Genomic DNA, 13426 nt, shown 5'->3' with positions numbered 1-13426 from the left:
TTCTAGCCGATCACAGGCCAGAGGGCTGATCCCAGGTGGTAGCCCTGTAGTTTTTGCATGGAAAAACCTGCTGTGCGCCTCCTTCAATCCATCAACAATCAGCGTTAATTCGGTGCAGGCCGCTGCGGTATCGTAATTCCTTGATTTTCAGGCAATAAAGGATGTTGCTGATGCAGCCCCAGGATGATTTGAACAACAAGCTGAGCCAATTGACTCAGAGGCAGTTACAAGCTGCCTTACTGGAGATGACAGGCGATCTGGACAAGGCCCAAGTGCTGCAAAAAAAGCTACCGGGCTGGATGGTCAATGCGCCGCCCGGCGTGCTGGATGCACTGACGAGAGACGCCGTGCAGGTCGCAGATGCCCAGGCCAACGTCGCCGGACGAATGAAACCCTTGCAGGCGCTGGACGAGTTTTGCAGTCAGCGGCTCAAGGATTACTGCCAGACACGATGGCAACTGACGGTGGAACCCAAAAAAGATCTTTTTATTCGGGCTGTTAACGAATACGAGAAAGAAGTCCTGCCCCTGCAGTATGTGAAAACCGTGAGGCTGGTGCAGGACAGCCTGCTGCATGTGGCGATGCAGAACTTTTCAGAGGATGAAACTCGAGCGCAACACTATCCGGCGGGGTCGTTGTTGCAGTCGGGGTCCGCTGCTCGTGGGGTCATTGGCCTTACACCCCACGCGTTTGCCCAGGGGTGCCGTACCCTGGACCTTGGCCACTTGTACCAGCAGCACATCAGTGACGTGTTGAAACTGGGCAACGACCCGACGAGTGATCAGCCCTACGTCAATGTTGTTGCGACTGATATCGGCCGGATGAAAATCCTCGATGTAAAAATCGACGCCCACATTGCTCTGATGCGCGGGGATATTGCAAAGAATACCTACGAGATGTTGTGTGCTTTGCTCGACCGCAACCTGAAACCGGCCCAGGCGCAGGCTGCTGGGGTTTTGTTTCAAGGGCGCCCGGTCATTTGGCAAGGGTTGAATACCCAGGGCGGTTGCCTGTGGAGCGTGCTTGTGTTCTCCGGCCGCTCGATTGTGCAATACCCGCAAGAGCCTTGTGTGGTGTACATGCCCACTGAACCAGAACGGCCATTCTTTGAGTATTCCTCGCTTGATGACTTTCAGGTCTACCTCAAGCGCAAGCTTGGAGGGGCCGCGTATCGTGCCTTCTTTACTCGGTATCTGAGCCAGGGCGACCGGGTCGGGTTCTTCACTCGTTTTGAGCAAGCCAATAGCCTGGGAACGCTGGAGGAAAACCCCATTAAGGTCTGCCTGGCGCGGCATTTTTTCGACACTTACGCAGCCAAGCTGCAAGCGGATGCGCGGGCCCTGGCTGTACCGGTAGCCGACGTGGACGAGGCGGTCCGCGAGCAGCGCTTGCAGGCGTATCTGGACGACGGTTTGACGGTGCTCAACCTCGCCGGGTTTGTCGTTCCGGAGTTGGGTCTATTGATGACAGGCGTGGCGGTCGGCCAGATCCTCGGCGAGCTCTACGAGGGCATTGAAGACTGGCGCCGTGGTGATAAGGAAGAGGCGTTCAAGCAGTTGGCTGCGGTAGCCGAAAACATCACCTCGATGGTGTTGTTCGCGGCGGGGACCAAGGTTGTCGGTTCGGCAATGACGCGTAGCGGTCTTAACCTGGATAACTTTTTTCGCCAGTATGAGGTGGTTCGCCCGGCGGACGGCAATTTGCGGCTGTGGCACCCCAATTTCATGCAGTACATCCATGATCAGAGCCTTGAAGACAAGGTTGCGCAGGCTTCGGGAATCTACACGGTGCAGGGTCATTCATACGTCGTGGTCAATCATTGTGTCCACCGGGTTTCGTTCGACTCGAAACTGGATCGATGGCGCGCCAGCCACCCGGTGCGGCAGACGGCTTATCGCCCGCAATTGCTGCATAACGGTGAAGGGTATTGGCGTTTTGCGTTCGAAAAGCCGGATGAGTGGGTGGATCCGGAATATCTCTTTTCACGGTTGGAACCGTCAGGCCCCGGCTCCTCGCTCCCTGCGAGGAAACTTCTCCAAATCAAGGCCATCATGGATAAGCCCAATGATTGGGGAGCCTATCAGGCCCAGGAATGCTTGCCCTTTCCCGCACGCTTTCGCGACCTGTATGAGCGTTTCAGGCTGGACGAGGCCATTCGCGATTTGATCTGGCAGTTGGAAAGCGCAGCCTCCCCGAGCATCGAAAACTCAACCGTGCAGATGCACGCGCTGCCCCTGTTAGAAGGGTGGCCCGTGGGCCGCTATTTTGAGGTGCTGGATGCACAGCGCAGCGTCAGGGCGCGTTACCCCGCCAGCGCACCTTTTAACAAGGCAGACCTGCGCTTGACGGTCCCCGAGCAGACGCTCAGTGAGGGGAAAGTGTTTGACGTGCTGTTGGCCGGGCTGGATCAGGCAGAAAAGATCGCCTTGCTGGGAGAGGGCGTTGCGGCCGATCAGGAGCACACGGTACTTGCGCGTCGGTTGGTCGCGCATCTGAAGGTAGACCGCAAGCCGCTGTTTGAGCAGTTGTATCAGGCCTATGACGGGCCCGAACCGTCAGAAGGGGCATTGCTCAGGCGCACCTATCCGCAATTGCCCTGTACGTTGGTGCGCGAATTGATGGCCCAGGCCTCAACCGTGCAGCGTGAGTCCCTGCGCGATAATCAACGTATTCCCATGGCATTGGCCGAGTCAGTGCAACGTGCCCTTGGCGAGCAACGCCTGGACCGCGCCTTGATGGGGTTTGAGCAGCCCGAGTTGGCCGGTCTGGACACCGCGCTTATCGCGGTCCGGTCACTGCCGTCTGTGGCGGGCTGGGGCAGGGAATTGCGGCTTGAGCTGCGCCAGGGCTCGCCACAGGGCGACTTATTAGCCGTGGGCGCGCTCAAAGGGGCTAGCGTGCGGCGAGTGGTGGTCCGGTCGGACGCAGGGTTTGAAACGTTCAATGACAACGGCCTGAGCATCGGCGGCCCTTATGCCGGAACGGACGGCCTGTTCGAGGCGCTCGACTCAGCGTTGATGGAAAGCCAGCGGGTGGCATTGGGGCTACCGGTTAAAGACGCCAGTAACCTCTGGCGATTGCGGTACATGAGTTTCACCCAGGCGAAGGGTGAGCGGGAGCTGGCTGCCGAGGCTTTTTCCAGCAGAGTGCGCGAGCCAGTGCCAGAGGCAGTGCCGTGTGAAATGGCCGATTCGCCGACGGGGCCATTGGCTCACCCTCCCGCGCTGGTACGCAAGGTGAAGCGGTTGTACCCCCTGTTCAACGATGCGCAGGTGTCTTCGCTGCTGATGGCATTGGGTGCTGACCATCTTTCCCGGGCCACGGCGGTAAAGCGTTTGAAGGCAGAACTCGATCATTTGCGAGCGCTGCTCAAGCACTGGAAGACCGATACCCAGGGCATGGAAAAACAGCCCGGCTTAAGCGACATTCGTGATAGCCGCCAGCAAGTGGCAGAACGCATTGAAGCCTGTTGGCGGCGTCAGAGCTTTGCTCTGGATGAGCACCAGGCGTCCGTTGCCAGTTTGAGCCTGGACGGGATGCGCGTTGGTTCGTTGCCCACGCTACCAGCCGAGATTCGCTTCGACCATGTCCAGCAGTTGTCGCTTAAAAACATGCGGTTGGGTGATGACGTCGCTTATTTTCTGAAGTGTTTTAAGGGGCTGAGGCGCCTGGACCTGGACCGAAACCGCCTGACCCGCTTACCGGAAATACTCTCTCGCATGTTTGACCTCGAGAGTTTGTCGATGCCCCGCAACCGGTTGGCCCTCACCGAGTACACCCGCCTGAAACTGGCTGACCTGAGTGCTTTGCGCCTGCTGGACCTGAGCCACAATCCGCTTGAGAAGCTGGTGGATGTCGGCAAGATGCGAGACTTGCATACCCTGTTATTGCAGGACACACACATCACCGACCTGCCCCTGGGGCTCGGGCGGCTGGCCGGGCTTGAGCAAATGGACCTGCGCGGCAACAGGATCACCGTGTTGCCCGAGTGGTTGTTCACCACGCCGCGTAGTTTCAGCCAGTCGATTGATGTGGGCGGTAACCCGTTATCCAGTTCGACGGTAACGGCACTCGTGAATTATCGCGACGACGTTGGTATCGGCATGGGGTATGTAGAGGACGATTTATCACGCATGACCGAGTTGAAGGCCCGGGCGTTATGGTTGCCGCAGGAACTGGCCAGCCGAGATGCTCACAAACGTAGCGTTTGGGCCAACCTTCGTGATGATCCTGAATCCACGCCGTTGTTCGAACTGCTGGCCCAACTGGGCGGTACTGCGGACAGTCGCTATGTGCGCGAGGACTTGGCCCGGCGGGTCTGGGAGGTGCTGCAGGCGACCCATGACAGCATCGCGCTGCGCGAGCGGGTCTTTCAACTGGCGGCTCATCCGACGAACTGCTCGGATGGCACGGCACAGATTTTCAGTCAGATAGAGGTCTTGAAAGAGATCGAGAAGGCGACGCTTCAGGCCGGTCGCACGCAGAGCAATTCCGGTGCGCTGTTGGACTTGAGCCGAGGTTTGTTTCGCCTCAGTGAACTGGAAAAAATTGCGGCGACCTACGCGGTCGAGAACTTTTCCATAGACCCGCTGGAAGTCAGCCTGGCATTCCGGGTCGGTTTGGCCGAGGCCCTGCAACTACCGGGGCAGCCCAAGCACATGAATTTTGCACTGTTTGCCAATGTGACCAGCAGCGGCCTGGACGTCGCGCAGTCCCAAGTGCGCACGGCAGAACTGTCCCCGGAGTTCTTGCGTTTTATTACCCAGCTGGCGTTCTGGAGAGCCCACCTCAAACAGCAATTTCCCGGCGCATTCCGTTCGGCGACTGAGCCCTTTGATACGCAGCAGCAAACACTCTTTGAGAACAGCCAGAACCTCACCGACGGGGAGTACTTCACGCAGATGGAAGCCTTGCGTTCGCCTCGCCGGCAGGCAATAACTGAGGTGGTGGAGCGCCTGACACAACAGATGTTGAGGCATCAGGACCTGGGTATTTGCCATGTTCCCGGGAATTAGCCCTCGGGCCCGGTCATTGATCCACGGCAAGCCTGTTGTAATTCCTTGACTGGCGGGGTGCCCAATCCGCTAGTCTTGATCCCTCTTGAAACGGAGCTGCCCATGTTCGAATCCGCCGAAATCGGTCACGCCATTGACAAAGACACCTATGACGCTGAAGTGCCGGCCCTGCGCGAGGCCCTGCTGGAAGTGCAGTACGAGCTGCAACAGCAGAAGCGCTTCCCGGTGATCATCCTGATCAACGGTATCGAAGGCGCGGGCAAGGGCGAAACCGTCAAGTTGCTCAATGAATGGATGGACCCGCGCCTGATCGAGGTGCGCACCTTTGACCAGCAGACCGACGAAGAATTGGCGCGCCCACCGGCCTGGCGTTACTGGCGGCAACTGCCCGCCAAAGGCCGCATGGGCGTTTTTTTCGGCAACTGGTACAGCCAGATGCTGCAAGGCCGGGTGCACGGCGAGATCAAGGACGCCCGCCTGGACCAGGCCATCGCCGGTGCCGAGCGCCTGGAAAAGATGCTCTGCGATGAAGGCGCGCTGATTTTCAAGTTCTGGTTCCACCTGTCCAAAAAGCAGATGAAGGCGCGGCTCAAAGCCCTGGCCGACGACCCACTGCACAGTTGGCGCATCAGCCCGTTGGACTGGCAACAGTCCAAGACCTACGACAAGTTTGTGCATTTTGGTGAGCGCATCCTGCGTCGCACCAGCCGCGACTATGCGCCATGGCATGTGATTGAAGGTGTCGACGCGCCTTACCGCAGCCTCACCGTGGGCAAGATCCTGCTTGAAGGCCTGCAAAACGCCCTGAAGCTGCCCAAGGGCAAGGCCAGTGGCATGAACCCGGCGCCATTGCCGTCGGCGGTGGACCAGATGAGCCTGCTCAACAGCCTGGACATGACCCTGAGCCTGGACAAGGACGATTACGAAGAGCAACTGATCACCGAGCAGGCGCGTTTCTCCGGCCTGATGCGCGACAAGCGCATGCGCAAACACGCGCTGGTGACGGTATTTGAAGGCAACGACGCAGCCGGCAAGGGCGGGGCGATTCGCCGTGTGGCGGCGGCACTCGACCCGCGCCAGTACCACATCGTGCCGATTGCCGCGCCGAGTGAAGACGAGCGCGCCCAGCCGTACCTGTGGCGGTTCTGGCAGAAGATCCCGGCGCGCGGCATGTTCACCGTGTTCGACCGCTCGTGGTACGGCCGGGTACTGGTGGAGCGCATCGAAGGCTTCTGCACCCCGGCGGACTGGATGCGTGCCTACGGCGAGATCAATGACTTTGAAGAGCAACTGCGCGATTCGGGGGTGATCGTGGTCAAGTTCTGGCTCGCCATTGACAAGCAGACCCAGTTGGAACGCTTCCAGGCCCGCGAGGAGATCCCGTTCAAACGCTTCAAGATCACCGAAGACGACTGGCGCAACCGTGACAAGTGGGACGACTACCGTGCCGCCGTGGGCGATATGGTCGACCGCACCAGCACCGAAATCGCGCCGTGGACCTTGGTGGAAGCCAATGACAAGCGCTGGGCGCGGGTCAAGGTACTGCGCACTATCAACCGCGCGCTGGAAGAGGCGTTCGACAAAACCGACAAACATGACAAGAAGAAAAAGAAATAGACGGGGCTGGCAATAACGTGTGGCGAGGGAGCTTGTCGAATCGTCGCACCGTCCCGCTGGGCTGCGAAGCAGCCCTAAAACCTGCCAATGAGGTTTGACTGAAACAACGCGGCGCCTGGATCGGGGCCGCTTCGCGCCCCAACGCAGGCAAGCCTGCTCGCCACAACAAGCCTGCTCGCCACAACAAGCCTGCTCGCCACAAAAAGCGGGCTTGCCGCAAGCAGTGTCCACCACCATGCTTTTGTATATGCCGGGTGAATGATCGTCGCGGTTGGCAAGGCCTGGCTCTATCCTCGATCCGTCTCCCAACAATGACAAGATCGAGGTAGCCCATGCGTGAAGTAGTGATCGTCGACAGCGTGCGAACCGGCCTGGCCAAATCCTTTCGTGGCAAGTTCAACCAGACCCGCCCCGATGACATGGCCGCCCATTGCGTGAATGCGCTGCTGACCCGCAATGGCATCGACCCGGCGACGGTCGAGGATTGCATCGTCGGTGCCGGCTCCAACGAAGGCGCGCAGGGCTACAACATCGGGCGCAATGTGGCGGTGCTCTCGCAACTGGGCACTGGCACGGCCGGCATGACCCTCAACCGCTTCTGCTCCTCGGGCCTGCAGGCGATTGCCATTGCGGCCAACCAGATCGCTTCGGGCTGCAGCGACATCATCGTCGCCGGTGGCGTCGAGTCCATCAGCCTGACCATGAAAAGCGTCAACACCGACCACCTGATCAATCCGCTGCTCAAGGAGCAGGTGCCGGGCCTCTACTTCCCCATGGGCCAGACCGCCGAAATTGTCGCGCGCCGCTATAACGTCAGTCGCGAAGAACAGGACCTGTATGCCCTGCAAAGCCAGCAGCGCACAGCCCAGGCCCAGGCCGACGGCTTGTTCGATGATGAAATTGTGGCGATGTCGGTCAAGTACAAGGTTGAAGACAAACACACCGGCGCCGTGCAGGTGCTGGACGGTGTGGTTGATCGCGACGACTGCAACCGCCCCGACACCACGCTCGCCAGCTTGCAGGGGTTGAAGCCCGTGTTTGCAGAAGACGGTTCGGTGACGGCCGGCAACTCCTCGCAACTCTCCGACGGTGCCTCGATGACGCTGGTGATGAGCCTGGAAAAAGCCCTGGAACTGGGCCTCAAGCCCAAGGCGTTTTTCCGTGGGTTTACCGTGGCCGGTTGTGAACCGGACGAAATGGGCATCGGCCCGGTGTTCTCGGTGCCCAAGCTACTCAAGGCCAAAGGCTTGCGGGTGGCGGATATCGACCTGTGGGAACTCAACGAAGCGTTTGCCTCGCAATGCCTGTATGCGCGTAACCGCCTGGAAATTGACAACGCCAACTACAACGTCAATGGCGGCTCGATTTCCATCGGGCACCCATTCGGCATGACCGGCTCGCGGCAAGTCGGGCATTTGGTGCGCGAGTTGCAGCGGCGCAATCTGCGCTATGGCATCGTCACCATGTGCGTGGGCGGCGGCATGGGCGCCACCGGGCTCTTCGAAGCCGTACGCTAGATCTCACTGCAACACATGGATCCATGTGGGAGCTGGCTTGCCTGCGATGACGGTGTATCAGTCGACATTTTTTTGTCTGACCCACCGCTATCGCAGGCAAGCCAGCTCCCACCTTTGATTTATGTTTGCTGGAAGATATCGCTCGCCAAGGCCCCCCTTGGTCCACCTAGAATGCCTGTTCCACTTTCTCAGGCATTCGGGGCACTCATGCACATCTCTTCCGGTCGCTGGGTCTATGGCTTTGGCTTGACCCTGCTGACCGCGTTCCTGTGGGGCATTCTGCCGATCAAACTCAAGCAAGTGCTGCAGGTGATGGACCCGGTGACAGTCACCTGGTTTCGCCTGGTCGTTGCCGGCAGCTGCTTGTTTATCTACCTGGCACTCACCAAGCGCCTGCCGAAGCGCAAAGTGCTCGGCCCCAAGGGCGGTTGGCTGGTGGCCATGGCGGTGTGCGGGCTGGTGGGCAATTACGTGCTGTACCTGGTGGGCCTGAAAATGCTCAGCCCCGGTACGGCGCAGTTGGTGGTGCAGATGGGGCCGATCTTTCTGATGGTCGCCAGCGTGTTTGTGTTCAAGGAACGTTTCAGCCTGGGGCAGGGCGTGGGCCTGGTGGTGCTGATCATCGGCTTTGGGTTGTTCTTCAATCAACGCCTGGTGGAAATGCTCACGTCCCTGGGCACCTACACCGCCGGGGTGCTGACGGTCCTGCTCGCCACCACCATCTGGGTGTTCTACGCCTTGGGCCAGAAGCAGTTGCTGACCGTGTGGAATTCGCTGCAGGTGATGATGGTGATCTATCTGTCCTGCGCTGCGTTGCTCACGCCGTGGGCGCATCCGTTGGAGGCGCTGCAGTTGAGCCCGCTGCAAGGCTGGTTGCTGCTGGCGTGCTGCATGAATACGCTGGTGGCTTACGGTGCCTTTGCCGAAGCGCTGGCGCATTGGGAGGCCTCGCGGGTCAGTGCGACGCTGGCGCTGACGCCGTTGGTGACGTTTGTGGCGGTGGCGTTGGCGGCGTGGTTATGGCCGGACTTTGTGCAGGCTGAAGATATCAACGCCTTGGGCTATGTCGGGGCGCTGGTGGTGGTGCTGGGGTCGGCGACTGTGGCGCTGGCGCCGTCGTTGCTCGCTGGGCTCAGGGCTCGGCGGTTGCGCTTGGTGTCTTGATGACGGAAGCGCCGAAGCTGTATTTTTTGTAAACCGGTTCAACTGTGTGTGTGGCTTGCCTGCGATGGCGGCCTTCCGGCCAACCCAAATCTTGCTGATGCAGCACTGTTTAACTGTGGGAGCGGGCTTGCTCGCGAAGGCTGTATGAGTTGGCTGGGATATTGATTCGGAGTACATATCCGTTGCTGCGGTAACGGCCGCTTAGGGTTCCGCTCTTACAGCGGGTCACTTTTGTAAAGACACAAAAGTAACCAAAAAGTCTTCGCCCCACCACTCGGTGCCTCGCCTAGGCTCGGCATGCCCGCACGCAGGCTTGAATCCGTGGGCCGCCGCGATGGGCCATCCTTGGCCCAGCGCGGCTAACCCGGCGTCCTGCCGGGTTACCCACGGATTCAAGCCTGCGTGCGGCCAGCGTGGTTGACGGGGCGCCTGAGATCAAGATCAAGATCAAGATCTAGATCAAAAGCAGATCAAACGCCTGAGCTTAATGCCCGGCTTCCAGCATGTTTTCCGGGCGTACCCACTGGTCGAATTCGGCGTCGGTGAGGAAGCCCAGTTCCAGCGCGGCCTCGCGCAGCGTCAGGCCTTCGGCGTAGGCCTTCTTGGCAATTTGTGCCGACTTGTCGTAGCCAATGTGTGGGTTGAGCGCGGTCACCAGCATCAGCCCGCGCTCCAGGTGCGCGGCCATTTGCTCGGCGTCGGGCTCAAGGCCGGCGATGCAGTGTTCCTGGAAGTTGTTACAGCCGTCGGCCAGCAGGCGGATCGATTCCAGCAGGTTGTGGATGATCACCGGCTTGTACACGTTCAACTGCAAATGCCCTTGGCTGGCGGCAATGCCGATGGTCACGTCATTGCCCAATACCTGGCAGGCCAGCATCGACAGCGCTTCGCACTGGGTGGGGTTGACCTTGCCCGGCATGATCGAGCTGCCCGGCTCGTTGGCCGGTAATTTGACCTCGGCCAACCCGGCGCGCGGGCCAGAGCCGAGCAGACGCAGGTCGTTGGCGATTTTCATCAGGGCCACCGCCAGGGTTTTCAGCGCGCCGTGCAGGGTCACCAACGGCTCATGGCCGGAGAGGGCGGCGAATTTGTTGGGGGCGGTGACGAACGGCAGCCCCGACAGCGCGGCCAGCTCGGCGGCAATTGCCTCGCCAAAGCCATGAGGCGAGTTGAGCCCGGTGCCGACGGCGGTGCCGCCCTGGGCCAGTTCGCACACCGGGGGCAGGGCGCTGCGGATCGCGCGTTCGGCGTAATCGAGCTGGGCGATAAACGCCGAAACTTCCTGGCCGAAGGTGATCGGCGTGGCGTCCATCATGTGCGTGCGGCCAGTCTTGACCAGCTTCATGTGCCGCGCCGACAGTTCCGCCAGGGCGCCGGACAGGTTAGTGATCGCCGGCAGCAGTTGCTTGTTCACGGCTTGGATCGCCGCGATGCTCATGGCGGTCGGGAAGCAGTCGTTGGAGCTTTGGGAGCGGTTGACATGATCGTTGGGGTGCACCGGGCTCTTGCCGCCACGGGTCTTGCCCGACAGTTCGTTAGCGCGGCCGGCGATCACTTCGTTGGCGTTCATGTTGCTCTGGGTGCCACTGCCGGTCTGCCAGACCACCAGCGGGAACTGGTCGTCATGCTGGCCGCCCAGCACCTCATCGGCGGCCTGTTCGATCAGGCGGGCGATATCGGCGGGCAAGTCGCCATTGCGGTCGTTGACCCGCGCCGCTGCTTTCTTGATCAGCGCCAGGGCATGCAGTACCGCCAGGGGCATGCGTTGCTCGCCGATGGCGAAGTTCACCAGCGAGCGTTGGGTCTGCGCACCCCAGTAAGCGTCATCCGGGACGTGGACTTCTCCCAGGCTGTCGGTTTCGATACGGCTCATCGGGCACACTCCTTCAGGTTCGTTTGCGCAGTTTAGGCCGTGATGGGCCTTGGGGGTTCCATAAAAGACTTTTCATCGCGTTCAAGTCCCGCGAAAGCAGGCCCGATAAGGGGTGGGGTTGAGACATTTCGTTTTTTAGGCGCAGAATAGTCGCCCTTGGGGGTAATACCTCGCCTGCTAGAAAGGAAACTCGATGACTCGTCTTCGTGCCATCTGTACCGCGGTTGCTCTGGTTTGCGCCAGCGGCCAAGTCTTTGCCGATACCGCCAGCCATAACGCCAGTGCCGAAGCCTTCCTTACCCTGGCCCACGCTGACAAGCTGGGTACCCCGGTGTACATGCAAGTGCAGCAAATGTTCGCTCAGCGTTTCGAACAGACCAAGGCGCCGGCCGCCAAGCAGTCCGTACTGGACAGCTACCAGGCCAAGGCCAATGCCGCCCTGGACCAAGCCATCGGCTGGCCGAAGCTGAAGCCGGACATGGTCAAGCTCTACACCACCAACTTCAGCGAATCGGAGCTCAAGGACCTGGTTGCGTTCTACCAGTCGCCACTGGGCAAGAAAGTCCTGGAAAAAATGCCGCAATTGACTCAACAATCGGCCCAGATGACCCAAGCCAAGCTGGAAAGCGCTGTGCCGGTGGTGAACAAGCTGTTGGAAGACATGACCAACGAGCTGACGCCTAAAGCCGCTGCACCGGCCAAGAAGAAGTAAGCAGGAATGACCATGCAACAGCGTATCGAAACGGCGCTCGCCGCCCTGAGCCCGCAACACTTGAGCGTGCTGGATGAAAGCCATATGCACAGCCGTGGGTTGCAGACCCACTTCAAGGCCGTGCTGGTCAGCCAGCAGTTCGAGGGGCTTAACCGCGTCAAGCGCCACCAGACGGTCTACGCCACCCTGGGTGACCTGATGAGCGAGTTTCATGCGTTGGCGCTGCATACCTATACGCCTGACGAATGGGCGAAAATCGACGCAGCCCCGGCCTCGCCGACCTGCGCCGGCGGGCACTGACACTGTGGCGCATGCGCGTGATGTGGCGAGGGAGCTTGCTCCCGCTGGGCTGCGCAGCAGCCCTGAGGCCAATCACCGCGATCTTTCTGAAAGGTCTGAATCGCCTTATTGGGGCCGCTTCGCTGCCCAGCGGGAGCAAGCTCCCTCGCCACAGTAAATAGGCGGCCCATAAACGCCGCCAATTTTGTTAGAATCCGCAACGCGCCGCTTAGCCGGCGCGTTTTTTTTGCATCCGGTTCACCCCTTACGAGGGTAGCCACCTGGAGAGAACACCCATGACTCAACCGATTGTCGTGGCGGCACTGTATAAGTTCGTCACCCTCGAAGATTACGTCGCCCTGCGCGAGCCATTGCTGCAGGCGATGGTCGACAACGGCATCAAAGGCACCTTGCTGATCGCCGAAGAAGGCATCAACGGCACCGTTTCCGGCAGCCGCGAAGGCATTGATGGCCTGATGGCCTGGCTGAAAAACGACCCACGCATGGACGACATCGACCACAAAGAGTCGTACTGCGACGACCAGCCGTTCTACCGCACCAAGGTCAAGCTCAAGAAAGAGATCGTGACCCTGGGCGTCGAAGGCGTCGACCCGAACAAAAAAGTCGGCACCTACGTCAACCCGCAAGACTGGAACGCGCTGATCAGCGACCCGGAAGTGCTGTTGATTGACACCCGTAACGACTACGAAGTGTCGATTGGCACCTTTGAAGGCGCAATCGACCCGAAAACCACCAGTTTTCGCGAATTTCCCGACTACATCAAAGCCAACTTCGACCCGGCCAAGCACAAGAAAGTCGCCATGTTCTGTACCGGCGGCATTCGTTGCGAGAAAGCCTCGAGCTATATGCTCAGCGAAGGCTTTGACGAGGTTTACCACCTCAAGGGCGGCATTCTGAAGTACCTCGAAGAGGTGCCGCAGGCCGAGACCAAATGGCAGGGTGACTGCTTTGTGTTCGACAACCGCGTGACCGTGCGCCACGACTTGAGCGAAGGCGACTACGATCAATGTCATGCCTGCCGCACACCCGTGAGCGTAGAAGACCGTGCGTCCGAGCATTATGTGGCTGGCATCAGTTGCCCGCATTGCTGGGATAAGCTGCCGGAGAAGACCCGCCGCAGCGCGATTGACCGGCAAAAGCAGATCGAGCTGGCCAAAGCCCGCAACATGCCGCACCCAATTGGCTTCAACTATAAGCAAACCCCTTCCGAGGCCTGACCCATGCCCGC

8 protein-coding genes are annotated in these 13426 nt (G+C 59.9%); 7 read left to right on the top strand and 1 reads right to left on the bottom strand.

Annotation, left to right across the window (positions count from 1 at the left end; translation table 11 throughout):
- Positions 1-188: 188 nt before the first annotated feature.
- The 4 genes from ACA065_RS21235 to ACA065_RS21220 all read left to right on the top strand — a co-directional run bounded on the left by ACA065_RS21235 (position 189) and on the right by ACA065_RS21220 (position 9313).
- Positions 189-5015 (top strand): NEL-type E3 ubiquitin ligase domain-containing protein, encoded by a 4827-nt coding sequence (locus ACA065_RS21235; RefSeq protein ID WP_497691383.1) that lies wholly within the window; start codon positions 189-191, stop codon positions 5013-5015.
- Between the two features lie 102 nt (positions 5016-5117).
- The gene (pap, locus tag ACA065_RS21230) at positions 5118-6632 is read left to right on the top strand and encodes a polyphosphate:AMP phosphotransferase (protein WP_497691382.1); all 1515 of its coding nucleotides are present in this window, start codon (positions 5118-5120) and stop codon (positions 6630-6632) included.
- A 332-nt stretch (positions 6633-6964) separates the two neighbouring features.
- Positions 6965-8149: a thiolase family protein gene (locus ACA065_RS21225; RefSeq protein WP_497691381.1), complete on the top strand. Its 1185-nt coding sequence runs from the start codon at positions 6965-6967 to the stop codon at positions 8147-8149.
- A 207-nt stretch (positions 8150-8356) separates the two neighbouring features.
- The gene (locus ACA065_RS21220) at positions 8357-9313 is read left to right on the top strand and encodes a DMT family transporter (protein WP_497691380.1); all 957 of its coding nucleotides are present in this window, start codon (positions 8357-8359) and stop codon (positions 9311-9313) included.
- A 484-nt stretch (positions 9314-9797) separates the two neighbouring features.
- Here the strand turns inward: ACA065_RS21220 and ACA065_RS21215 are convergent, their stop codons facing one another.
- Complete coding sequence (locus ACA065_RS21215) at positions 9798-11186, bottom strand: class II fumarate hydratase (protein WP_497691379.1); 1389 nt, start codon at positions 11184-11186, stop codon at positions 9798-9800.
- A gap of 193 nt (positions 11187-11379) precedes the next feature.
- Here ACA065_RS21215 and ACA065_RS21210 point away from each other — a divergent pair, with 193 nt between their 5' ends.
- The 3 genes from ACA065_RS21210 (at position 11380) to trhO (ending at position 13415) form a co-directional block, all read left to right on the top strand.
- The gene (locus ACA065_RS21210; RefSeq protein ID WP_003236690.1) at positions 11380-11898 is read left to right on the top strand and encodes a DUF2059 domain-containing protein; all 519 of its coding nucleotides are present in this window, start codon (positions 11380-11382) and stop codon (positions 11896-11898) included.
- A gap of 6 nt (positions 11899-11904) precedes the next feature.
- Positions 11905-12198 (top strand): BolA family protein, encoded by a 294-nt coding sequence (locus ACA065_RS21205; protein ID WP_209983295.1) that lies wholly within the window; start codon positions 11905-11907, stop codon positions 12196-12198.
- 275 nt (positions 12199-12473) lie between these two features.
- The gene (trhO, locus tag ACA065_RS21200) at positions 12474-13415 is read left to right on the top strand and encodes an oxygen-dependent tRNA uridine(34) hydroxylase TrhO (protein WP_094949875.1); all 942 of its coding nucleotides are present in this window, start codon (positions 12474-12476) and stop codon (positions 13413-13415) included.
- Positions 13416-13426: the final 11 nt, after the last annotated feature.

Source organism: Pseudomonas sp. LBUM1640 (genome assembly GCF_059716225.1).
This window is presented reverse-complemented; position numbering and strand designations above follow the sequence as displayed.

What these genes read in the sequence shown, in the direction of transcription:
- ACA065_RS21220 (WP_497691380.1), top strand. Translation starts at nt 8,357, where the DNA reads ATGCACATCTCTTCCGGTCGCTGGGTCTATGGCTTTGGCTTGACCCTG.
- ACA065_RS21225 (WP_497691381.1), top strand. Translation starts at nt 6,965, where the DNA reads ATGCGTGAAGTAGTGATCGTCGACAGCGTGCGAACCGGCCTGGCCAAA.
- ACA065_RS21215 (WP_497691379.1), bottom strand. Translation starts at nt 11,186, where the DNA reads ATGAGCCGTATCGAAACCGACAGCCTGGGAGAAGTCCACGTCCCGGAT.
- pap (WP_497691382.1), top strand. Translation starts at nt 5,118, where the DNA reads ATGTTCGAATCCGCCGAAATCGGTCACGCCATTGACAAAGACACCTAT.
- ACA065_RS21205 (WP_209983295.1), top strand. Translation starts at nt 11,905, where the DNA reads ATGACCATGCAACAGCGTATCGAAACGGCGCTCGCCGCCCTGAGCCCG.
- ACA065_RS21210 (WP_003236690.1), top strand. Translation starts at nt 11,380, where the DNA reads ATGACTCGTCTTCGTGCCATCTGTACCGCGGTTGCTCTGGTTTGCGCC.
- trhO (WP_094949875.1), top strand. Translation starts at nt 12,474, where the DNA reads ATGACTCAACCGATTGTCGTGGCGGCACTGTATAAGTTCGTCACCCTC.